We start from the raw sequence: 22555 nt of genomic DNA, 5'->3' as shown, positions 1-22555 counted from the left end.
GATGCACCCAACAGGCTACCTCACGGCGGCCTGTTGGCTGAATGCGATGACTAACCAAGTGCTCAGGCCAGAATTTTTCCGGGGTTAAGCAGCCCTTTAGGATCCATTGCCTGTTTCAGGCGCATCATCAGGGCGATCTCTTCTGGTGAGCGTGAAAGTGTCAGGTAGTCGCGCTTTTCCAGGCCCACCCCGTGTTCAGCGGAGATCGAGCCGTTGTATTTCACCAGCGAGCCGTACACCAACTCTTCGACCTGACGCCGGGCGTCCTGGCTGGCGTCACGCACCGTGACGATGATGTGCAGGTTGCCATCGCCCAGATGGCCAAACACTACCAGCTCGCAGGTTTCTGGCCATTGCACCTTCAGCTTGCCTTCTAGCGCCGTTACGTACTCATCCATGTGGGTGATCGGCAGGCTAACGTCGTAGGAGAACATCGGGTCAAGCGCGTGCACCAGGGTTTCGATATCCTCGCGCACGGCCCAGATACCTTCGCGCTGGCTGCTGGAGCTGGCCAGCACGGCATCCGTGATCAGCTCTGCTTCGAGGGCTTTTTCCAGTACACTCGCAAACGCTTCGGCATCTTTCTCATCGTCCGAGCCAAGCGTTTCAATAATGGCGTAGAACGGCGAGTCGTTGGCCAGCAATGCGGTATGTTTGGTCGTTGCGGAAGTCATCAACGCGTAGTGGTTGTTCCATAGCGCTTCGAAGGCACTCAGGCTGTTGGCAAGCTCTTTGGAGGCCATGTTTAACAGCGATGTCAGCGCGTCGAATGAGGGCACCGCGACGAACGCGGTCTGCTCGCTGGGCATATTCGGATGCAGGCGCAGCACGGCCCGGGTAACAATTCCCAGGGTGCCTTCGCTACCCATAAACATCTGCTTTAAATCGTAACCGGCGTTGTTTTTCAGCATGGTGTTCATGGAACTGACCACGGTGCCATCGCTGAGAACCACTTCCAGCCCTAACACCTGTTGGCGCATCATGCCGTAGCGAATCACCCGAATGCCGCCCGCGTTAGTGGCGATGTTACCGCCAATGGTGCAGGAACCGCGCGCGCCCAGGTCCAGCGCAAACTGCATGTCGATCTCTTGAGCGGCTTCCTGAACGTGCTGAAGCGTCACGCCCGCCTGTACCTGCATCGTGGAACCCACGGCATCGATATGCTCGATCTGGTTCATTAGCTCCAGCGACACCACGAGTTCGTCAGGGCTGGCAACGGCGCCATGCACGACGCCGGTTAATCCACCGTGGGTGACCACCGGCTGATTGGCCTCATAACAAAGCGTCATGACCTGGCTGAGCTGTTCAGTGGATTGCGGTCGAATAATTGCTTTTGCCTGACAAGACGCTTTGGTGAACCAGTCGACACTGCGCTGGGCAACATCATCACCCAGCAGTACGCCTGTTTTTCCTACGATGTCGGTAAGACTATTAATCAGCGTGTCCATTCTCTGTTCCTGTCAGGGCCGGTCGGTGCGGCGTGAAGCCTGGCTATGTATTTATACGTAGGTAGAGAGGCTATCGCCAACCGTGTATTTGCTCAAGGTTACGATCTAAAACGTTTTTTATTGCCAGCGTGGTTTCCCGGCAGGCTCTACGACGAATGGCGGGATTACAATCAATTATTTGTTCGCTAAAACCAATATGGTATAGATGACGCGCTGATTAAGCCCCTCCCCCTCTACACTATAAAAAAACAGATCATTCCAAGGAGATAACGTGGATAACGTCCCCTCTTCCCACATGCCCCGCCATTTACTTAAACGCGCCACACGGGCGATTGCCTGCATAATGAATAGCGATGACAGCGCCCCAAGTGCGGCGGCATACCAAGAGCTACTTGGCGAACAGTTCAGTAACCGCCTTCCTCGCATCCAGGAGGCACTGCTGTAACGTGGCCACTTTCTCTCAACCTTTATTGGCACTATTAAGAGGCATAGAGCGCGGTCTAGATACGGTTCTCCAGCCAGTGGTCTTTGCGGGCATGGCGGCCTTGATCGGCGTGATTACGCTGCAAATTGTCTCTCGAGTGTTTTTCACCGCCTTTGGCTGGACCGAAGAGGTCGCCCGTTTTCTGCTCATCTGGATTACCTTTCTAGCCGGCACGCTGGCTTTTCAGCGCGGCCATCATATCGCCGTTACCTTTGCCGTCGACGCGCTTCCCGCTCGTTTACGCCAAATAGCGCGAATACTGGCGGTGATGGTGGTTATCGCTTTTATGATCACGCTGGTAGTGATCGGCTATCGCTACATGCAGGTACAGAGCTTTCAGAAATCCGCCTCGCTGCGCGTGCCGATGTCGTACGTGTATGCCGTAATGCCGATCAGTGCAGCCATCATGGCCTGGTATGCGTTGGTCGATCTGCTTGAACTGGTGCTTGAAGGCAAACCCTCGCAACCCACTGGAGAACAGACACCATGACCATGCTGCTATTTGGCCTGTTCTTCCTGTTTATGCTAATGGGCGTACCAATTGCCTTTGCGATTGGCGCAAGCACTCTGTTTGCCCTGTATCAGTCGGGCGTGCCGCTGATGGTGGTGACCCAGCAGATGTTCCAGGGCATCAACTCCTTCGCGCTGGTGGCGATTCCCATGTTCATTCTTGCCGGTGACTTAATGGCCCAGGGCAAGGTGAGCGAGCGGTTGGTGAGTTTTGCCGATTCGCTGGTGGGCTTTATGCGTGGCGGGCTTTCGGTCGTATCGGTCATGGCGGGCATGTTCTTTGCCGCTATTTCGGGTTCGGGGGCAGCCACCACGGCGGCGGTCGGTTCAAGCCTGGTGCCGGAGCTTAAGCGAAAGGGCTACGACCCCGCATCGGCGGCCAGCCTGATTGCCGCCAGTGGCACGATTGGCGTGGTCATTCCGCCCTCGGTGCCCATGATTATCTATGCGGTGATTGCCCAGCAGTCGGTATCCAAGCTGTTTTTGAGCGGTTTTTTACCTGGTTTGGCAATGGGTTTGGGATTAATGGCGATTGCTATTACCCAAGCCTATAAACGCCAGTACCCCAAGGGGACACCGCTGTCCATCACCACCATCTTGCGCACGTTCAAGGCGGCAAGCTGGGGCTTGATGACGCCGGTGATTATTCTGGGCGGTATCTTCACGGGGATCTTTACGCCCTCTGAAGCGGCGGTGGTAGCCGTCAACTATGCGCTACTGGTATCGCTATTCATCTATCGTGATTTAACCCTGCCCCAGGTGTATCGGCTGCTGATCCGCTCAGCCATCACCACTGCAGTGATCATGCTAGTGATTGCCATGTCGGCGGTGCTGAGTTGGACGCTATCTAGCTGGCAGGTGCCTGGTGCTATCGCGCAATCGGTGTTGTCGCTCTCCACCAACCCGCTGATTATCATGCTGCTGGTGGTCGCCGTCATCCTGCTGACCGGTGTGTTTATCGAAACGGCAAGCGCGCTGATTATCTTAACGCCGGTGCTGCTACCGCTGGTGCTGCAGCTGGGTATCGATCCGATCCACTTCGGTCTGATTATCGTGGTAGGGCTCTCGATAGGCATGATCACGCCGCCAGTGGCGATCAACCTGTACGTTGCATCTTCAGTGACACAGCTACCGCTTGAGCGTATTACACGCGCCATCGTGCCTTATCTGCTGGGGCTAATCGGCGTGCTGCTGCTAGTGGTCTATGTCCCCATATTCATGGGGTGGTCGGGAACTTAATATCGTCCAGATATGCTCTTCAAGGGAGCCTGCCCGGCTCCCTTTGAACCCCGTATTTATCAGTACGCCGCCATTCATGCACAAGGTCACAGGAAACGGCTACCCTTTTGAAACGACTTTCTAAACTGGCCAGGGGACACGCCAAACAGTTGATAAAAGCAGTTTCTAAAGTGCGAAATACTCACAAACCCTGTTGCTACGGTCACCTCTGCTATCGGTTTATTTGTTTGCTGCAATAGCTGCCGCGCCCGTGTTAAACGCAACTCCATGTAATACCGAGAAGGGCTAGCGACAATATAGTGACAGAACAATCGCTCTAGCTGGCGCCGTGAAATACCCACCCAATTGGCTATTTCAACAATAGATAACGGCTCTTCAATATTGTTTTTCATCAACTGAAGGGCTGTTTTAAGTGTTTCTGGTAACGTATGGTTTTGATCAACGTTAATCGTTGAAATGTCTGGCAGTTCTATTTCCTTGTCACAGCCGAGCATTTCCTCAACCGCACTGGCTACCTGGTCACCACAATCAGCTCTCACCACTTCTAGCATGAGACTTAGGGAGCTGCTCGCGCCCGCGCAGCTTAATCTCTTTCTATCCACAACGTAGCTTCGAGCAGAGATAGTAACGTCTTGAAACTCCTCAGCCATCATGGCGCGTCCGTCGGGATGGTACGCGCACTGATAGCCACTCAACAGGCCTGCGTCTGCAAGAAAGTAGGCGCCATTCCATAAACCACCCAATACAACGCCGTGACTGTCTGCCTTTCTTAGCTTATTACGCACAAGCGCTGAGGATTGCGCTTTAACTCTCAAGCCACCACACACTATCAATACATCTACTTTTTCGTTGAAAAGATCAAAATCCGCGAGAGATGCATCCGCGTTAATTTCAATCCCCAAGTCTGATAGCACAGCGGCGCTGCCATGACCGACAACCCTTATGTTGTATGTGGTCGTTGAGTTCATCAAATTCGTTGTTACCAGCGCATCGACAGCACCTGTAAATGCCATCATGGAAAAATTTTCCATCAACAAAAAAACGACTGTTTTCACTTTTGCAGGCACTGCCAGCGTTTGTTCTGGTGGTAAATAGGCCATATTTTTATTTTTCAACAAGCTACAAAACTTATCTTTCATATATTCCCTCAACCTGACCACGACGACGGTGCAAAAGGGGGCGTTTTCAAGATACCAACATAACCTGAAAGGTAATCAATTGGCATCGCATCACTGCTGGCCAGGATAAGTGTGCAAGGAATTGTTAGCTATCCTATGGTCGCCCATCGCCATTCATGAATATAAAACTGTGCATGAAGCGTCAATAAGGGTGCTTTAAACATGCTTCTATCATGTTTGCCGCGATTGGCAGCTGATGATTGTTATCATTTATATCGTACCGGGTTGCTTCTTTGATGGCATAACACTACTGCTAATGACGCTGCCTATTACGTTTCCCATGATCACAAGCCTGGGGTTTGATCCCATCTGGTTTGGCATCATTTTATGGATTACCAGCTACTAAACGTTCCTCCATCCAACGCTCCAGGGTGAGCAAACGGCCCGCTCTTGCGTTGAGGGCGGGCCGTTGATTGGGTTATTGATCGCTGGATAAGCGAAGTTCTGCTTTTCTGTCTCCTGGTGTTTAACAGAGCACTCATTTCTTTGCCGTGAGTACATCCTCGGGCCGCATCACCTCACCACACTGGCTTGGGCTATAACCCGGCAAGCGCTTGACCGCTTCCTGAAAGGGCTCACCCTGCAATGCCTTCAGAAAGGCACATAGCCGTGGTTCTTCTAACGAACGGTGATGGCAGGCCAAAAGATAGTCTTCGATAGCCAGCGGTAAAAAATCAAGCCCAAACTTTTGAGCGGCAGCCTCGACACCAAAGCCGCAATCAGCCATGCCAGCGGCGACGTAAGCAGCTACCGCAGAGTGGGTAAACTCCTCTATTTCAAACCCACGAATCTTTTTGCTGGAAACCGCCGCCTCTTTTAACAGGCAGTCCAGCAGCGAGCGCGTGCCTGACGAAGCCTGGCGGTTGACGAACCGCACGGACTTATCAGCCAGCGATGCGACCCCCGTGATACCAAGCGGATTACCCGGCGCCACCATCAGCCCCTGAGTCCTAGCGATAAAGCCAATCACTCGGTGCTGACGCGGCTTTAAAAGCCCTTGGTAAGTATCGCGTACGCGCTCACCGACCTTGCCACGCGGCAGATGAAAACCCGCCACATCGCAACTGCCCCGATGAAGGGCCGGCAGCGACTCTTGCGGGCTGCAGTACTGTAAGTCCAGGGGTATTTCGTGCAGGTATTTGGGAAGTAGCTCGACAGCAAAACCATGGCTGGCGTGCAGCCGCAACACCGATAGCGCCCCTTGCTGCTGCTGTTGAATCGCCAGGTTCAGTTCAGACCCCAGGCTTTCCAGCTGCGGCCCCAGGCGGGCAATCGCACGCTGCTCGGCCCACAACAACTTTTCACCTAGCAGTGAAAGCCGTGCGCCGCGCCCACGCTGCATCTCTACCAGCGGTACGCCAAAGAACTCCCCACTCTGGCGCAAAAGGTTCCAAGCATGGCGATACGAGATGCCGACATCGCTTGCGGCGAGCGTGAGTTTTCCCCGCCGATAAACCGCTTCAAGCAAGCGAAGTAGATGTATATCAAGCTGATTACCCTCCTCATCGCGAAAGCACCAAGAGGGGATAACGCTGATTTTTTGCATGGCTTTTTTCATAGGCATAATCTTTCATATTTTGTACTTATAGCGTTGATGCTAGCGTTGCACTGACCGTGGTGCACGCTCTTTTTAACACATCGCTTAAAATAGGCAGAGCTGTGCATGTTTACTAAATAATAAATCAGCACCAGGAGAGACATGATGAATGAGTCTCGAGAATGGTCGTCGCAGTCGATTCAGGCCGAGATCAATGCGCTACGCCACAAACCAGGCGCGTTGCTGCCGATTCTTCATGCCCTCCAGGACCGCTTCGGCTTTATTCCTCCGGATGCCGTGCCTCTCATCGCCGAGTCATTACAGCTGACCAGCGCTGAAGTACACGGGGTCATTAGCTTTTATCACCACTTTCGGACCGCACCGCCGGGTCGCCACGTGGTGCAGATCTGTCGCGCCGAGGCATGCCAGGCCGTCGGCGCGCGCCAGCTTGAGGCTCACGCCAAAGCGCGCCTGGGCATCGATTACCACCAGACCACCAGCGACCGCGACATCACCCTTGAGGCCGTTTACTGTCTGGGCAACTGCGCCTGTGGCCCCTCCGTTCGCGTGGATAATGGCGTGCGCGGTCGGGTAACGCCTGAAGCTTTCGATGCATTATTGGATGAGCTGCAAACCAGGCCGCTGGAGGTAATCGCATGAGCATTCGTGTTTTCGTACCCCGAGATACCACCGCGCTGGCGCTGGGCGCCGATGCCATCGCCAACCGGCTGGCACGAGAAGCCGCTGCCCGTGGTGAATCCATTACGCTGGTGCGCAACGGCTCACGCGGGCTGGCCTGGCTTGAGCCGCTGGTTGAGGTGGAAACACCCACCGGCCGCTTTGCCTATGGCCCGGTGGCACTTGCCGATATCCCCGCGCTGCTGGACAGCGGCATGCTGCAGGGCAGCGTCACCCATTCATTGGCCCTGGGGCCAACCGAAGAGATCGATTACCTCGCTCGCCAGCAGCGCCTGACGTTCGCCCGCATTGGTATTACCGACCCACTCTCGATTGAAGATTACCGGGCGCATAGTGGGTTTCGCGGCCTGGAGGCAGCGCTGCAAAGCGCGCCACCGGACATTGTTGAGGAAGTAAAAGCCTCAGGGCTGCGCGGGCGCGGTGGGGCGGCGTTTCCTACTGGCATCAAGTGGCAGACGGTGCTGGACACACCGGCCGATCAAAAGTATATCGTCTGCAACGCTGATGAAGGCGACTCCGGTACCTTCGCCGACCGGTTGGTGATGGAGTGCGACCCCTACCTGCTGATTGAGGGCATGACGATTGCCGGGCTTGCGGTAGGCGCAACCCAAGGATACATCTACCTACGCTCAGAATACCCGCTGGCCAAGGAGATTCTTGACGAGGCCATCGCCCATGCCGAACAGGCCGGTTATCTGGGTGAGAATCTGTGTGGCAGTGGCCGCGTTTTTCATTTGGAAGTGCGCTTGGGCGCTGGGGCATACATTTGTGGTGAAGAAACCTCGCTGCTCGAAAGCCTGGAAGGCAAGCGCGGCCTGGTACGCTTCAAGCCGCCGCTGCCCGCTATTGAAGGACTATTCGGCCTTCCTACCGTGGTTAACAACGTGCTTTCGTTGGCAGCAGTGCCGTTTATTCTTGCCGAAGGCGCCGAGGCCTACGCCACCCACGGCATGGGCCGCTCCCGGGGCACTCTGGCGCTTCAACTGGCGGGCAACGTCAAACGTGGCGGGCTAGTAGAGCTAGCCTTCGGTACCACGCTGCGCACCCTGATGGAGGAGTTCGGTGGCGGCACGTTAAGTGACAAACCGCTGCGTGCTGTGCAGGTGGGAGGCCCGCTGGGCGCCTACCTGCCGGAATCCCAATGGGACTTACCGCTGGACTACGAAGCCTTTGCCGCCGAGAGCGCGGTGCTAGGTCACGGCGGTGTGGTGATGTTTGATGAGAGCGTGGATATGGCCGAACAAGCGCGCTTCTCGATGGAATTCTGCAAGGTGGAGTCCTGCGGCAAGTGTACGCCATGCCGTATCGGCTCAACCCGTGGCGTGGAAGTGATTGATCGTATCCGCGCCGACCAAAACCGCGAGGCCAACCTCGCCCTGCTCCATGACCTCTGCGAAACGATGGTGGATGGTTCGCTCTGTGCCATGGGGGGCATGACCCCCTTCCCAGTGCAAAGCGCCCTGAACCACTTCCCTGACGATTTTCAGCGGGCCGCGAACGGAGACAGATCATGATCGGACACTTTGACCCCAAACAGTACGCCAGAAGCGCCGCCCACGATAAAGACCTGGGCACGCCTTTCCCAACGGGTACGGCGCTGGTGAACCTGGAAATTGATGGTATTACCATCACGGTGCCGGAAGGCACTTCGGTACTGCGTGCAGCGGCGCTGGCCGATATTAATATTCCCAAATTATGTGCCACCGACAGCCTGGAGCCGTTCGGCTCTTGCCGGTTATGCGCCGTACAGGTAGAGGGCCGCCGTGGGCTGCCAGCCTCCTGCACCACCCCCGTGGTGGAAGGCATGCAGGTGACCACCCAGAACGAGCGACTCGCCAAACTGCGCCGCAACGTGATGGAGCTGTACATCTCCGACCATCCGCTGGACTGTTTGACCTGCCCGGCCAATGGCGACTGCGAGCTACAAGACATGGCGGGCAGCGTTGGTCTTCGCGAAGTACGCTATGGGTTTGACGGTGAGAACCATCTTCAGGCCACCAAAGATACCTCCAACCCCTACTTCAGCTTCGACCCCAGCAAGTGCATCGTCTGCTCCCGCTGCGTGCGCGCCTGCGAGGAAGTGCAGGGCACCTTCGCCTTGACCATCGACGGTCGCGGGTTTGATTCCAAAGTGGCCGCGGGGCAAGACGAAGCGTTTATGGATTCAGACTGCGTTTCGTGTGGCGCCTGTGTACAGGCCTGCCCGACCGCCACGCTGATGGAAAACAGCGTCATTGATCACGGCGTGCCGGACCGCAGCGTAGTCACGACCTGCGCCTATTGTGGTGTGGGCTGCTCGTTTGAAGCGCAAATGAAAGGTGACAAGCTGGTGCGCATGGTGCCCTACAAGGGCGGCGACGCTAACCACGGCCACTCGTGTGTGAAGGGGCGCTTTGCGTTCGGCTACTCCTCTCACCCCGACCGCCTGACCACGCCGATGATCCGCGACAGCATCGACCAGCCCTGGCGCGAGGCCAGCTGGGAAGAAGCCATTGGGTTTGCCGCTAATCGCCTAAAAGCGATTCAGGCCGAGCATGGCCGCGAGAGCATTGGTGGTATCACCTCATCGCGCTGCACCAACGAAGAGACCTACCTGGTGCAGAAGCTGATTCGCGCAGCGTTTGGCAATAATAATACCGACACCTGTGCACGGGTCTGCCACTCGCCCACCGGCTACGGCCTGAAAACCACGCTGGGCGAATCTGCCGGCACCCAGACCTTTGACTCGGTAATGAAAGCCGACGCGATTATCGTGATTGGCGCCAACCCCACCGATGCCCACCCGGTATTTGGCTCGTTGATGCGCAAGCGCCTGCGACAGGGCGCGAAGCTAATCGTCGCTGACCCACGCTCTATCGATCTGCTCAAAACGCCTCACCTGAGCGACGCCCAGCATTTGCCGCTGCGCCCTGGTACCAACGTCGCGCTGATCAACGCGCTTGGGCATGTGGTGGTCACTGAAGGTCTTGAAGACAAGGCGTTCGTGGCTAGCCGCTGCGACACCGAAGCGTACCAAAGCTGGCGCACGTTTATCGCCGACCCGCGCCACTCTCCGGAAGCCAGCGAAGCGATTACCAGCGTGCCCGCCGAGGCTGTGCGACAGGCAGCGCGCACTTACGCCACTGCTGGCAACGGCGCCATTTACTACGGCTTGGGCGTGACCGAGCACAGCCAAGGCTCCACTATGGTGATGGGAATTGCCAACCTGGCCCTGGCCACCGGCAATATTGGCCGTGAAGGCGTGGGCGTGAACCCGCTGCGCGGCCAGAATAACGTGCAAGGCTCCTGCGATATGGGCTCCTTCCCGCATGAGCTGCCGGGCTACCAGCACGTGGCCGACCCGATTGCCCGTGGCCGCTTTGAAAGCGTCTGGGGCGTCAAGCTCGACGATGAACCGGGGCTGCGCATTCCCAACATGTTCGATGCCGCCATCGAAGGAACTTTCAAGGCGCTTTACGTGCAGGGCGAAGATATCGCCCAGTCTGACCCCAACACGCAGCACGTTGAGGCTGCGCTGCGTTCGCTGGACTGCCTGATTGTTCAGGATATCTTCTTGAACGAGACGGCCAAATTCGCCCATGTACTTCTACCGGGTTCCAGCTTTTTGGAGAAGAACGGCACCTTCACCAACGCCGAACGACGTATCAACCGAGTACGCAAGGTCATGCCACCGCTAGCCGGTAAGCAGGATTGGGAAATCACCCAGGACCTGGCCAACGCGCTGGGCTACCCGATGCGCTACGCGCATCCTTCTGAAATCATGGACGAGATCGCTCAACTAACGCCGAGCTTTGCCGGGGTGAGCTACGAAAAGCTGGAAGTCTATGGCAGCCTACAGTGGCCGTGTAATGCCGAGTATCCTGAGGGAATGCCGACCATGCACGAAATCAACTTCCCCATTGGCCTCGGGCGCTTTGCGATTACCGAATACGTGCCCACCGAGGAGCGCGCCACCCGCCGCTTCCCACTGCTGCTCACCACCGGGCGGATTCTTAGCCAATACAACGTGGGTGCCCAAACCCGTCGCACCGACAACCAACACTGGCACGATGAGGACATATTAGAGTTGCACCCAAGCGACGCCGAGCTACGTGGCGTGCGCGACGGCGACTGGCTCGGCATTACCAGCCGATCAGGCCATACGGTGCTCCGTGCGCGGCTGAGCGAGCGAATGCAGCCGGGGGTGGTCTACACTACGTTCCATCATCCCGGTAGTGGCGCCAACGTGATTACTACCGATAATTCGGACTGGGCCACCAACTGCCCCGAATACAAGGTTACCGCCGTGCAAGTAGAAAAAGTCAGCCAGCCCTCCGCTTGGCAGCAGCGTTTCTCCTCCTTTGACAAGGCCCAGCGTGGCCACTTGGCCAAGGCGCAGCAGGAGGCGTCATGAGTGCAGTGCGTGAACGCGACGCACCCGCGCAACCGGCTGACGCCTTGGCGCGCCAGTCGGTTGAAGTCCACAGTAGCGCGGCCAATTGGCGCGCTACTGTGCAGGAGGACGCGCTAGCGCTAGAAGTGCCGGTAGCGATGGTCTACAACGGCATTTCCCATGCGGTCATGATGGCAAGTCCTTCGCATCTTGAAGATCTGGCCCTGGGGTTCAGTCTTTCTGAAGGCATCCTGGCCCACTCTCACGAGTGCTACGACCTTGAGCTTCATGAAGAGGCTCAAGGCCTGGCGGTTCACCTAAGCATTGCCAGCCAGCGGCTGGCCGAGCTTAAACAACGCCGCCGTAGCACAACCGGGCGTACCGGCTGTGGGCTGTGCGGTACAGAAGCCCTGGAGCAGGCCATTCGGCCCATCCCTACGGTGAGTGCACCACACCTTGACGACACAGCCATTCAGCATGCGCTTTGTACGCTAGATGACCATCAGCCTCTAAAGGAAGCAACAGGCGCCGTGCATGGCGCGGCCTGGTGTGATCTGCAGGGGCGTATACAAAGAGTGCGTGAAGACGTGGGTCGTCACAACGCACTGGATAAACTGATCGGTTCGCTGGCACGCGATGACGTACCACTCCAGGAGGGCTTTGTACTAGTTTCCAGCCGAGCCAGCTATGAAATGGTACACAAGTGCGCAAGCGTGGGGATCGGCGCGCTGGTTGCCGTCTCGGCAGCTACCGCCCTGGCCGTTGAACAGGCGCAGGCAGCAGGTCTTCTGTTAGCCGGTTTTGCACGCCCAGGCCGTCATGTAATTTATCACCGCCCTGTCACTGCCAAGGGCTGAGCCCTTTACCGCGTTGAGGAGAGACCCTATGTCAAACAACAACGATGCCAATTTGGTCCGTATGACTAACCAGATCGCCACCAACCTGGGCAGCGGTCGTGATGAAGAGGCAGCAGCAGCGGCTATCTGCCGTCACCTGGAAACCTTTTGGGCACGCTCAATGAAGCAGCGCCTTGTTGCCAGCCTGGCACTTGAGAGCGTGGAGTTTTCCCCCTTGGCACGCCGCGCTGCAACACTGCTGGCTACCCGGCTATCAGAACAGCAAGTCTCTCGTTAGCACATCACAATAAAAGCTCAATAACATTAGCTTTTAGTCTTGCCACAGCGACTTACACGAGAAGCTCAATGGTTTTAGCAAAAGTTAATAAAAATCATTATTTCCGTTAAAAATCGGACATTTCGAGTCTACTAGTTGCTATTTTAGAATATAAACCTGTTTCCATAACCCAAGTTAAGGTGTTTACCGAGCATAAGGTGCACTGTGTGGATGTGGTGGCCAAGGATGGCCCGTTTTTGGCAAAGATGCCGACCTACAGTTTAGCTGCCATGACCTTGTACCGCCTGGTCATGGCAGCTTTTTATTGCACTGCATTTTACTTTTTAACGTCACGTTACTTTGGCAGCCATGTCTCAATAGCGGCTGTCCCGCAGCGGATTTTCAACAGCGAACGTTCAAAGACAGCGTTTCAACCACTACGCCAGCGCTGCCTGAGGGCGCCGCTCATCCAGCATTCCTTTATCAAGAATAAAGCGAACAATCTCTTCAAGCCCTACGCCATCGTAAAGGTTGGTAAATACAAAGGGCCGCTCGCCGCGCATTTTCTTTGAATCACGCTCCATTACCTCTAACGACGCGTGCACCTGCTCGGCGATATCGATCTTGTTGATAATTAGTAGATCCGACTTGGTAATCCCCGGCCCACCCTTACGCGGAATTTTGTCTCCCGCCGAGACATCAATCACATAAAGCGTGAGGTCAGAAAGCTCGGGACTAAACGTCGCAGAAAGGTTATCTCCCCCAGACTCTACCAATACCAGCTCAAGCTTAGGATGGCGCGCCTGTAATTCATCGATAGCCGCCAGGTTCATCGAGGCGTCTTCACGAATCGCCGTATGCGGACACCCCCCGGTTTCGACGCCCAGAATGCGATCAGCGGCCAAGGCGTCATGCTTAAGCAGAAAGTCAGCGTCTTCGCGGGTATAAATATCGTTCGTCACCACCGCGATATCGTAATAGTCGCGCAGCGCCAGACAGAGCTGCTTGAGTAGCGCCGTTTTACCCGAACCAACGGGGCCGCCCACACCAATACGTAAACAGTGAGTCATGGTAAGTATCTCCTAACTTCTAAATAGGCGTGAATATTGAGTTTCGTGTAGGGCACTGGCTAGCGCCAGCCCCGGCAATATGGGGCCAAGGTCGTGATCGTCGAGCGTTAATGCTTCATCTACCGCGCTAACCAGCGGCGATCGCAGCTGTTCGATAATCCGCTGAGCGGCCGTATGCCCAAGAGGTAGCGCTTTACAGGCCACCGCCAGCTGGTTTTCAAGCCATGCCCAGGCAAACCCGATCAGCGCCTGACGAATGCTTACGCCTCGCGCATGGGCGGTAAACGCAAACAGCGTGACATAGCCCGGCTGAACCGGTAACAAGGACGGTAGTAAGCCCTCACTGGGTAGCAGGCCAAGGCTACCCAACAGCCGCTTGAGAGAGGCTCCCAAGCGACTGTCTTCAGCGGCAAGCTCGGCGGTTTCCCGCGTGGCACTCAGCCAACCATCCCACTGGGCAATCGCCGCGCTGTCGTGCTGCGTAAACGCCGTATATAAGCGGACAATTACCGGTAGTTCACAGCGGGTCAGGCCATCTTCCAGCACGCCGGAAAGCCACTCGGCCAACGTCTGCTCATCGTGAACCCAGCCAAGTTCAAAGGCACTTTCCAGCCCTTGAGAAAACGCAAAGGCCCCGATGGGCAGTGCCGGGCTGACTAGCTGCATCAGCCCGAGCAGGGCTAGATCAGGCTGGCTGCCCAACGCTGCGGATTCAGTGGGCATGGTGATGGCTGTGGTCGTGGTCGTGGTCGTGGTCGTGGTCGTGGTCGTGAGCATGCGAGTGCCTGTGTGAATGACCATGTCCACCCACCTGGTTATAGGCGCCCGGCTCTGGATCAAACGTGGCCGCGTGACGTTCAAGCGTTGCGCCCAGCAGTTCAGCCAGCTCCTCCAGCACGTGATCGGGCGGAAAGCGTACCCAGCCGCCGCGCTCGTCTTCGCCCAGCGCCAACTGCACATGACGGTTGCCCAAGTGGTAGGCCAACCGCGCCAGGGGTAAGCCAGCACTTACTCGTGCGGTCACTACCGGTTCAATGGCGGCGCATACGCGAATGACCTCGCCGCTTTCCGCTTTTAACCCTTCACCACTGCGCAGTACGGGGCCACGGTCTAAAAATAGCCCCAGCGCCTGGCCATTGTCGCTTTCGGCTTTTAGGCGCCCACGGATGCGCAGTTCAAAGGGAAGTGTGAGCGTATCGCTGGCTGCGCTTTCATCCACCGGGCCTAAACGTTCTATCAGTTTCAGCATCATTAACCTCTTAATCGCCCAATACATTGAACCTTTCCAATCAGCCTACGCCCTGCAGGAGCAGCTCCAGCTAGCGATGCAGTGCGCAGCGCTGCCGGGTTGGTGGCTAACACCATGTACCGCGCCATGCCAACCAAGGGCGGCTGCGCCGCCATCGCCGAGTGAACTCAGCTCCTACCGGTTAAAGTGCATGCATCCCCTGTAGGAGTAGCTTCAGCTAGCGATGCAGTGCGCAGCGCTGCCAAGGCTGGTGGCTAACACCATGCACCGCGCCCCGTCACCCAAGGGCGGCTGCGCCGCCATCGCCGAGTGGAACTCAGCTCCTACCGGTTAAAGTGCATGCCCCCCTGTAGGAGTAGCTTCAGCTAGCGATGCAGTGCGCAGCGCTGCCGGGGTTGCATCTAGAACAAATGATAACGCTGAGCCAACGGCAGCTCTGTGGCGGGCTCGCAGGTTAACAGCTCGCCATCGCAGCGCACTTCATAAGTCTGCGGATCCACGGTCAGCTCGGGGCAGGCATCGTTGAGCTTCATATCCTTCTTACGCACCCCGCGTACGTTCTTGCACGCGGCAAGCGTGCTCTGAAGCCCCAAGCGCTCCTTGAGGCCTGCATCAATCGCCGCCTGGCTGACAAAATTGAGCCGGGTCTGGCTGGCCGCGCGGCCAAAAGCGCCGAACATGCGTCGATAATGAACCGGCTGGGGCGTGGGGATTGAAGCGTTAGGGTCGCCCATGGGTGCTGCCGCGATCATGCCGCCTTTTAAAATCAGCGACGGCTTAACGCCGAAGAAAGCCGGTTTCCAGAGCACCAGATCGGCAAGCTTGCCTACCTCAATAGAGCCCACCTCGTGAGCGATACCGTGGGTGATCGCCGGGTTGATGGTGTACTTGGCGATATAGCGCTTGGCACGCAGATTATCGGCACCAAGCGCTTCATCTTCAGGCAGCAAGCCACGCTGTACTTTCATTTTGTGCGCGGTTTGCCATGTGCGGCAGACCACCTCGCCTACCCGCCCCATGGCTTGAGAGTCGGAGGCGATCATTGAGATCACGCCCAAATCGTGCAGGATATCTTCGGCAGCAATGGTTTCACGGCGAATGCGTGAGTCGGCAAACGCCACGTCTTCGGGAATGTTGGGGTCCAGGTGGTGGCAAACCATGAGCATATCCAGATGCTCATCAATGGTGTTCACCGTGTAGGGCCGCGTGGGGTTAGTCGATGACGGCAGTACGTACTCTTTGGAACACGCAGTGAGGATATCCGGCGCGTGTCCGCCGCCCGCGCCTTCAGTGTGGTAGGTGTGAATGCCACGCTCTTTAAACGCCGCCAAAGTATCTTCCACAAAGCCCGATTCGTTAAGCGTATCGGTGTGAATGGCGATCTGCACGTCATAGCGCTCGGCCACGCTCAGGCAGGTATCAATTGATGCGGGCGTTGTGCCCCAGTCTTCGTGAAGCTTGAGGCCCATGGCGCCCGCTTCCAGCTGGGCCTCCAAGGCTTCCGGCAGGCTGGCATTACCTTTAAGCAGGCCGATATTCATGGGCAGGTCATCCACCGCCTGAAGCATTTTGCCAATGTGCCACGCGCCCGGCGTACAGGTGGTGGCATTCGACCCGGTGGCCGGGCCGGTGCCGCCGCCCAGCATGGTAGTGACACCGCTCATCAGCGCTTCGTCTACCTGCTGGGGGCAGATAAAGTGGATATGCGCGTCGATGCCGCCCGCGGTCAGGATCTTGCCTTCGCCCGAGATAATTTCCGTACCGGGGCCAATCACGATATCCACATCGGGCTGCACGTCTGGGTTGCCCGCTTTGCCAATCGCAGCAATACGTCCGTTCTGTAGCCCCACATCGGCTTTGACGATGCCCCACCAATCGAGAATCAGCGCGTTAGTGATGACGGTGTCCATGACGGTTTCATCGTTACGTTGGCTCTGACCCATGCCATCGCGGATCACCTTGCCGCCGCCGAATTTGACCTCGTCGCCATAGTGGGTGGCGTCTTTTTCGACCTCAATCCACAGCTCGGTATCGCCCAGGCGCACCCGGTCGCCTACCGTGGGGCCGTACATATCGGCGTAGGCCTGCCGACTAATCTTGTTACCCGGTTTCATTGTTTATCTCCGTCCAGCGGTCCCATCACCTCGCCACGAAAGCCGTAGATCTCTCGCTTACCCACAAACGGAATCAGCGTGACTTCACGGGTCTGGCCAGGTTCAAAGCGGATTGCTGTGCCTGCGGCCACATCGAGGCGAAAACCGCGGGTCTTGTCGCGATCAAACACCAGCGCGGGATTGGCCTCAGCAAAGTGGTAGTGGGAGCCGAGCTGAATCGGCCGGTCACCGGTGTTCGCCACGTCCACCGTGATGCGCTCACGCCCCACGCATAGCTCAATATCATCTTCTTTTAACTGATACTCACCGGGAATCATCTACTTACTCCTTGTTTTGTTGTGAGGAGTAAGATGTGAGGAGTAATACCGCTTACCCCTAACCATTCACTCCTCACCCCTCACACAATAGGCGTGTGAACCGTCACGAGCTTGGTACCATCCGGAAAAGTGGCTTCGACCTGGACTTCGTCGACCATCTCGGCCACGCCTTCCATCACGTCATCACGGCTCAGAATCTCGCGCCCGTAGCTCATCAAATCCGCCACACTGCGACCGTCCCGAGCACCTTCGATAATCTCGAAACTGATCAGCGCGACCGCTTCGGGATAGTTAGGTTTTGTACGAAAAGTGATATCTGCTAAGTTTTCCCATGCAATAGAAGCATAGGGGGAAATGAATTATGGTTGGCCGGTACGAGATATCCAATGAGAACTGGGCGCAGATTACAGATATTGTGTCGCCAACTCAGGTGATGGGCAGGCCCCGGCGGGATGACCGGCAGGTCCTCAATGGTATTTTCTGGGTGCTCTGTTCTGGTGCCAAATGGCGAGATCTACCCGAGCGGTATGGTCCCTGGTCAACTGCCTATGAGCGCTTTCGAAAATGGCGGGATGATGGCACGTTTGAAGCTATCCTTTCTCGCTTACAGCTCAGGCTGCGTGAAGATGGACTGATGGATCTGGATACGTGGATGATTGATTCGACCTCGATACGTGCCACCCGCGCTGCCGCAGGAGGCGGCAAAAAGGGGGCTCAGAAGAACCGGTAGATCACGCATTGGGGCGTAGTCGTGGTGGTTTAACGACAAAAATCCACCTGGTATGTGATTCCCATGGTTGGCCGCTGGCATTTACCCTGTCTCCAGGACAGCAGGCTGATTCTCGACATTTCATCTCGACGCTGGAGAGTGTTTATCTACCAGGCCGTGTTGGAAGGCCTCGCAAACGTAGCCGCTACGTGGTCGCTGATAAAGGATATGACAGTGATGAACTGCGCCGTTACTGTGACAGGCACGGTATAAAACCCGTTATTGCGCAACGTCAAATGCATCGCAAGACACGCCCTGGTTTGCCGAGGCGTTTTGATCAGCACAGATACCGCCAGAGAAACGCGGTAGAACGCTGCTTTGGATGGCTTAAAGAGTTACGTCGATTTGCAACGCGCTACGAAAAATTAGCGAGCAGTTTCAGAGCGATGGTATGCGTAGCCTGCATAGAGCGTTGCTTGCGAGCCAACTTTTCGTACAAAGCCTAAGCTTCAACCCTCGCGCTTTGCGCCGCTCGGCAAGCTGGGCGGCGGAAAACAGCAGCAGCTTGTCTTTATCTCTTGGGGTTAATTCCATAGGGCGCCTCCATCAGAATCGATTAAGTTAACCAAATACGTGGAATATGGGCCTCGCGCTCAATCCAGCGCGGGCGCAGCAATTGCCAGGCCTGTTCGCACAGCGCCCAGGCTTCATTTCGTGAGTCACCCAGATAGCGCAGCAATAAAACGTCCTGGCGCACCGTTACCGCCCAGCGTGGGTTATCCGGCAGGGCATTACGCAGCTCCTCAATCGCCGCTGGCGCATCACTCATTCCCACCGCCCAAAGCGTGGCCTGCACCGTAGCGCCGCCCTGCCCCCAGCGCCCCATAAAGCGCGGGTGTAACGGGTCTAACGGCTGGCGTTCTAGCCACAGCGGCTTGCCATCCAGCGTCAAACGAAAATACTGCTCAATGCGTCCTGATAAGTATGGCAACTCGCTCGCCGGGCGGCCCAAGGCCATGACTTCCCAGCCTAAACAGCGAGCACTGCCGTGAAGATCAATATGGGTACGCTGTTCGCCTTTAGAGCCATCAAAGGCAATGGTTTCCTGAGGTAGCCACTCAAGCGTTGCGCCATCGGCGACCTCAAGTTCAGTGCGCTGGCTCCAGGCCACGCCTTGGCTATCGGCCTTATAAAGCTTATTCGCCGCCGGGGTGGTCAACAGGGCATGTGCGCCCTGCTCGACGTGAGCCTTGATGGTGAGCGCGTCGCCGCTGACCAATCCGCCGGGTGGGTGCAGTACGTAGATATGGCACGCCTCCTGGCTGCCTTCAGGATAAAACGGCCGCTGGACCCGAAGTGGCCCTTGGTGGCGTGCCTGGATTAACCGCGTGGCGCCATCGCGCTTGGCAAAACGCAGCGCCAGTGAGGCCGCCCAGTGGCGTTCCTGGTCAAAGCGGTGGCCGGAGCCCGCAAGCGGTGGGGCGAGTTCGCGCAAGGTCATGGAAGACAGTCGCATCCTTTTGAATAGGTCATAGCCTTTCAAATGCAAGGAATGCGCCAAAATGGGGAAAAGTGGACTTTTACTATCGCTGCAAAGTTTTAGCCGTCATAACCCATCAGCACTAACGGCTTTTTGCACCAAAAAAGATCATTAAAAGGGTCGGCCGCACCAAAAATAACAAGTAGTTAACCGCCCCTTGTGTGGCAAAAGACCACACGCCCAACACTTCTTATTTGGGAACTTTCCGATACTATTGGGCCATCCTCCGTCAACAGCTTGTCTGTTGCCCACCAAGGTAGATGGCTTCGTGCAGTTACAATGCTCAGCAAACAAGCTCTGGTATCGCATTGCGCTTTGTATGGCGTTTGTGGCGATGCAGCTGCTGTTAGTTGGGCCGCTGATTTCACAGTATCAGTCCGATGGGCAACATCACGCGCATCACGAAGCTAGTCATCACTCTAGCCATCAAGGCGGCGGTCATCATCAACATACTGCCCCTCAAGCAAGCCACCATCATCATGCGGGCCATGCTGAAGAAGTAGAACCGATATTCAACTGGTTCCACCAATGTGGTTACTGTGCCATCTGGCAACAGTTTCCAACGGCGCATACCTCTCTCCCTCCGATCAGCTTGCAAGCGTTTATTACGCATGACCAGCTGCTGACGCAACCGACACAGGCTATAAAGTCCTGTGATAACTACCCCCACGCGCTAACGCGCGCCCCGCCCTTTTTTCGGATCGTATAACGCCACATCGTCAGCCTTTTTAGCCTGAAGTTTGCTTCTGGCTGGCGGCTGTCTACACCAAAAAAAGGGATCATCATGCCGCATCTAACTATTGGGCATGGCGTCGTTACGCCTGCCCGCTTAAAAAACCGTTTTCAACGACACGTACTGACATTAAGCGTCGCTGCCGCATCGAGCGTTGTTGCTCAAGGCGTATGGGCACAGGCGCCTGCCGCTCACCACGAGCATCATCATGCGTTAAACACGATGGTCGTGACCGCTGTACCGCTAAGCTCACCGCTCACGGTGGAAACCGACCCGCGTATACCGCGGCAACCGGCCCCTGCCAGCGACGGCGCCGACTACCTTCAGACCATCCCCGGGTTCTCTGCCATTCGTAACGGTGGCACCAACGGTGATCCGGTGTTCCGTGGCATGTTTGGCTCACGTCTTCGCGTGCTGACCAATGGCAGCCAAATGCTAGGCGCCTGCCCGGCAAGAATGGATGCGCCTACGTCTTATATCTCACCTGAAAATTACGACAGCCTCACCGTCACCAAAGGGCCGCAGTCCGTTCTGTGGGGCCCCGGCGCTTCAGCGGCAACGGTGCGCTTTGACCGCGGCCCGGAGGAGTTCGATGAAGCCGGTGTGCGAGTGGATGGCAGCGTCATGCTGGGTACCTATGGGCGCTTTGATCGCCGCATTGATGCCGCTTTAGGCAATAAAGACGGCTACCTGCGCATTACCGGCAATCAATCCGAAGCTAATGACTATCAGGATGGCGATGGCAACGCCGTGCCCTCGTTATGGGATAAGTGGAACGGTGACATAGCGCTTGGATGGACACCCGACAACGATACCTGGCTTGAAGTCACCGCAGGCCGAGGAAACGGCGAAGCGCGCTATGCCGGGCGAGGTATGGATGGCAGCAAATTTCTGCGCGAAACCGTGGGCATCCGTTTTCAGCGCGAGAATTTAGGTGAACACTGGAAACGTCTGGAAATGCAGGCCAACTATGCCTATGCCGACCATATTATGGATAACTTCACGCTGCGCTCACCGGGCAGCATGGACATGGGTGGTGGCATGGACATGGGCAGCGGCATGGACATGGGTGGTGGCATGGACATGGGCGGCGGCATGGACATGGGCAGCGGCATGGATATGGATGGCGGTATGGACATGAGTGACGGCATGGCCATGCGGCTAGACCGTCGCACCCGCAGCGCGCGCGTCGCATCAACGTGGGAGTGGGAAAACACCACGTGGACGGCCGGTGTCGATGTCGAGCATCAGGTACATCGCAATCTGGATGGCGAACACTGGCAGCCCGACTACGAGCAGACCCAGTTTGGCGCCTTCAGCGAAGTCACCCGTTTTATCGATGAACGTGACCGTCTTATTGGCGGCGCCCGCGTAGACCGCTACCGCGTCAGTGACGAAAGCCTGGACACAGCTACCACAGGCCTCACCCGCCGCGACACTCTGCCCAGCGCTTTTATCCGCTATGAGCAGGATTTAGCCTCAGCACCGGTCACCTGGTATGCCGGGGTCGGGCATGTGGAGCGCTTTCCCGATTACTGGGAATTGAGCTCTAGTCAGGCAGGCCCGGCCGGTAGTTTGAATGCCTTTGACGGTGTTCAACCCGAAAAAACCACCCAGTTGGATATAGGCGCGCAGTATAACGACCAGCGCTTAAGCGCATGGGTGTCCGGGTATGCAGGATACGTTAACGATTTCATCTTGTTTGATTACAACACCGCGGGCATGGGCGGTACTCAGATCGATAACATTGATGCTCAGATTGCGGGTGCCGAAGTGGGCGCTAGCTATCAACTAACCGACAACTGGGTAAGCAATGCCTCGCTGGCCTATGCCTGGGGGCGAAATGCCAACGACGATGAGGCATTACCACAGATCCCACCGCTGGAAGCCAAGGTCGGCCTGACCTATGCACACGATGACTACTCTGTGGGTGGCCTATGGCGTGGTGTTGCGGCACAAAACCGTATTGCGCTCGAAAAAGGCAATGTCGTCGGCCAGGATCTGGAATCGTCGTCAGGCTTCGGGGTGTTCTCGCTTAACGGTGCCTATCAAGCAAGCAACCACCTAACGCTAAGTGTGGGGGTGGATAACGTTTTCGATACCACCTACACCGAACACTTGAATCTGGCGGGTAATGCAGCCTTTGGCTATCCCGCTGATTTGGATCGCGGCATTAATGAGCCTGGCCGCATGGTGTGGGCACGGGCCGACTTCAGCTTCTGATTCATTCAGGTGCTCAGTAG

At 56.6% G+C, this 22555-nt stretch carries 20 protein-coding genes and 3 pseudogenes; 11 read left to right on the top strand and 12 right to left on the bottom strand.

The genetic code is table 11. From position 1 onward, the window contains the following. Nucleotides 1–62: 62 nt before the first annotated feature. Nucleotides 63–1448, bottom strand: coding sequence for an FAD-binding oxidoreductase (locus tag CZ787_RS15285; RefSeq protein WP_087110754.1), 1386 nt, complete (start codon nt 1446–1448; stop codon nt 63–65). 271 nt (nt 1449–1719) lie between these two features. Between CZ787_RS15285 and CZ787_RS18900 the strand changes: the two genes are divergently transcribed. From CZ787_RS18900 to CZ787_RS15275, 3 genes are read left to right on the top strand one after another with little or no spacing between them, the layout of a single operon-like run. Beyond that, nucleotides 1720–1893 carry a hypothetical protein gene (locus tag CZ787_RS18900; RefSeq protein WP_176372232.1) on the top strand — a complete coding sequence of 58 codons (174 nt, stop codon included), beginning with the start codon at nt 1720–1722 and terminating at the stop codon, nt 1891–1893. A 1-nt stretch (nt 1894) separates the two neighbouring features. Beyond that, on the top strand, nt 1895–2422 hold the full coding sequence (locus tag CZ787_RS15280; RefSeq protein ID WP_087110751.1) for a TRAP transporter small permease: 528 nt from the start codon (nt 1895–1897) through the stop codon (nt 2420–2422). Further along, nucleotides 2419–3681 (top strand): TRAP transporter large permease, encoded by a 1263-nt coding sequence (locus tag CZ787_RS15275; protein WP_087110749.1) that lies wholly within the window; start codon nt 2419–2421, stop codon nt 3679–3681. Before CZ787_RS15280 ends, CZ787_RS15275 begins: the two co-directional genes overlap by 4 nt. An 86-nt stretch (nt 3682–3767) precedes the next feature. On the opposite strand, the gene CZ787_RS15270 is transcribed toward CZ787_RS15275, so the two are convergent. Then, nucleotides 3768–4820 carry a GlxA family transcriptional regulator gene (locus CZ787_RS15270; RefSeq protein ID WP_087110747.1) on the bottom strand — a complete coding sequence of 351 codons (1053 nt, stop codon included), beginning with the start codon at nt 4818–4820 and terminating at the stop codon, nt 3768–3770. Nucleotides 4821–5052: 232 nt separating this feature from the next. On the opposite strand from CZ787_RS15270, the pseudogene CZ787_RS18755 reads away from it, so the two are divergent. Continuing rightward, nucleotides 5053–5187 (top strand): annotated as a pseudogene (locus tag CZ787_RS18755) (TRAP transporter large permease subunit); the annotation flags it as partial. A gap of 150 nt (nt 5188–5337) precedes the next feature. Here the strand turns inward: CZ787_RS18755 and CZ787_RS15265 are convergent. Then, on the bottom strand, nt 5338–6405 hold the full coding sequence (locus CZ787_RS15265; RefSeq protein WP_087111264.1) for a substrate-binding domain-containing protein: 1068 nt from the start codon (nt 6403–6405) through the stop codon (nt 5338–5340). Between the two features lie 156 nt (nt 6406–6561). On the opposite strand from CZ787_RS15265, the gene CZ787_RS15260 reads away from it, so the two are divergent. The 5 genes from CZ787_RS15260 to CZ787_RS15240 are packed head-to-tail and all read left to right on the top strand — an operon-like array spanning nt 6562 to nt 12601. After that, nucleotides 6562–7056 carry a formate dehydrogenase subunit gamma gene (locus CZ787_RS15260; protein ID WP_087110744.1) on the top strand — a complete coding sequence of 165 codons (495 nt, stop codon included), beginning with the start codon at nt 6562–6564 and terminating at the stop codon, nt 7054–7056. Next, the gene (locus CZ787_RS15255) at nt 7053–8609 is read left to right on the top strand and encodes a formate dehydrogenase beta subunit (protein ID WP_087110742.1); all 1557 of its coding nucleotides are present in this window, start codon (nt 7053–7055) and stop codon (nt 8607–8609) included. Before CZ787_RS15260 ends, CZ787_RS15255 begins: the two co-directional genes overlap by 4 nt. After that, nucleotides 8606–11488: a formate dehydrogenase subunit alpha gene (gene fdhF, locus CZ787_RS15250; RefSeq protein WP_087110740.1), complete on the top strand. Its 2883-nt coding sequence runs from the start codon at nt 8606–8608 to the stop codon at nt 11486–11488. Before CZ787_RS15255 ends, fdhF begins: the two co-directional genes overlap by 4 nt. Beyond that, complete coding sequence (gene fdhD / locus CZ787_RS15245) at nt 11485–12324, top strand: formate dehydrogenase accessory sulfurtransferase FdhD (RefSeq protein ID WP_087110738.1); 840 nt, start codon at nt 11485–11487, stop codon at nt 12322–12324. Before fdhF ends, fdhD begins: the two co-directional genes overlap by 4 nt. A gap of 28 nt (nt 12325–12352) precedes the next feature. Then, nucleotides 12353–12601: a formate dehydrogenase subunit delta gene (locus CZ787_RS15240; RefSeq protein ID WP_087110736.1), complete on the top strand. Its 249-nt coding sequence runs from the start codon at nt 12353–12355 to the stop codon at nt 12599–12601. Between the two features lie 416 nt (nt 12602–13017). Here the strand turns inward: CZ787_RS15240 and ureG are convergent, their stop codons facing one another. From ureG to CZ787_RS15210, 6 genes and pseudogenes are all read right to left on the bottom strand, one after another. Continuing rightward, entirely contained in the window at nt 13018–13650 is a 633-nt protein-coding gene (gene ureG / locus CZ787_RS15235; protein ID WP_087110734.1) for an urease accessory protein UreG, read from the bottom strand. 12 nt (nt 13651–13662) lie between these two features. Next, entirely contained in the window at nt 13663–14373 is a 711-nt protein-coding gene (locus tag CZ787_RS15230) for an urease accessory protein UreF (protein ID WP_087110732.1), read from the bottom strand. Beyond that, nucleotides 14363–14899, bottom strand: coding sequence for an urease accessory protein UreE (ureE, locus tag CZ787_RS15225; protein WP_087110730.1), 537 nt, complete (start codon nt 14897–14899; stop codon nt 14363–14365). The genes CZ787_RS15230 and ureE overlap by 11 nt, the downstream gene beginning before the upstream one ends. Before the next feature lie 401 nt (nt 14900–15300). Beyond that, nucleotides 15301–17013, bottom strand: coding sequence for an urease subunit alpha (ureC, locus tag CZ787_RS15220; protein ID WP_087110729.1), 1713 nt, complete (start codon nt 17011–17013; stop codon nt 15301–15303). Next, the gene (locus CZ787_RS15215) at nt 17010–17330 is read right to left on the bottom strand and encodes an urease subunit beta (protein ID WP_087110727.1); all 321 of its coding nucleotides are present in this window, start codon (nt 17328–17330) and stop codon (nt 17010–17012) included. The genes ureC and CZ787_RS15215 overlap by 4 nt, the downstream gene beginning before the upstream one ends. 80 nt (nt 17331–17410) lie before the next feature. After that, a pseudogene (locus CZ787_RS15210) lies at nt 17411–17629 on the bottom strand (urease subunit gamma); the annotation flags it as partial. Between the two features lie 62 nt (nt 17630–17691). Between CZ787_RS15210 and CZ787_RS15205 the strand changes: the two are divergent. Continuing rightward, nucleotides 17692–18545 (top strand): IS5 family transposase gene (locus CZ787_RS15205; protein WP_087110723.1). Its coding sequence is split into 2 segments (ribosomal slippage): nt 17692–18045 and nt 18048–18545, totalling 852 coding nucleotides; the frame shifts between segments, so codons are not numbered across the junction. Here the strand turns inward: CZ787_RS15205 and CZ787_RS15200 are convergent. The 3 genes and pseudogenes from CZ787_RS15200 to CZ787_RS19145 form a co-directional block, all read right to left on the bottom strand. Beyond that, nucleotides 18544–18633, bottom strand: a pseudogene (locus CZ787_RS15200) (urease subunit gamma); the annotation flags it as partial. The gene CZ787_RS15205 and the pseudogene CZ787_RS15200 sit on opposite strands and share 2 nt — an antisense overlap. Nucleotides 18634–18655: 22 nt before the next feature. Beyond that, nucleotides 18656–19540, bottom strand: a complete 885-nt coding sequence (locus CZ787_RS15195) for an urease accessory protein UreD (RefSeq protein ID WP_087110721.1) — start codon at nt 19538–19540, stop codon at nt 18656–18658. 403 nt (nt 19541–19943) lie between these two features. Next, on the bottom strand, nt 19944–20150 hold the full coding sequence (locus CZ787_RS19145) for a hypothetical protein (protein ID WP_225733841.1): 207 nt from the start codon (nt 20148–20150) through the stop codon (nt 19944–19946). 213 nt (nt 20151–20363) lie between these two features. Here CZ787_RS19145 and CZ787_RS15185 point away from each other — a divergent pair, with 213 nt between their 5' ends. Continuing rightward, nucleotides 20364–22535 carry a TonB-dependent receptor domain-containing protein gene (locus CZ787_RS15185; protein ID WP_087110717.1) on the top strand — a complete coding sequence of 724 codons (2172 nt, stop codon included), beginning with the start codon at nt 20364–20366 and terminating at the stop codon, nt 22533–22535. The last annotated feature ends 20 nt before the right edge of the window (nt 22536–22555 follow it).

The sequence above is a fragment of the Halomonas citrativorans genome, assembly GCF_900163645.1.
Lineage (GTDB): Bacteria > Pseudomonadota > Gammaproteobacteria > Pseudomonadales > Halomonadaceae > Vreelandella > Vreelandella citrativorans.
The sequence above is the reverse complement of the archived record's forward strand: the minus strand, read 5'-3'. Positions and strand labels throughout refer to the sequence as shown.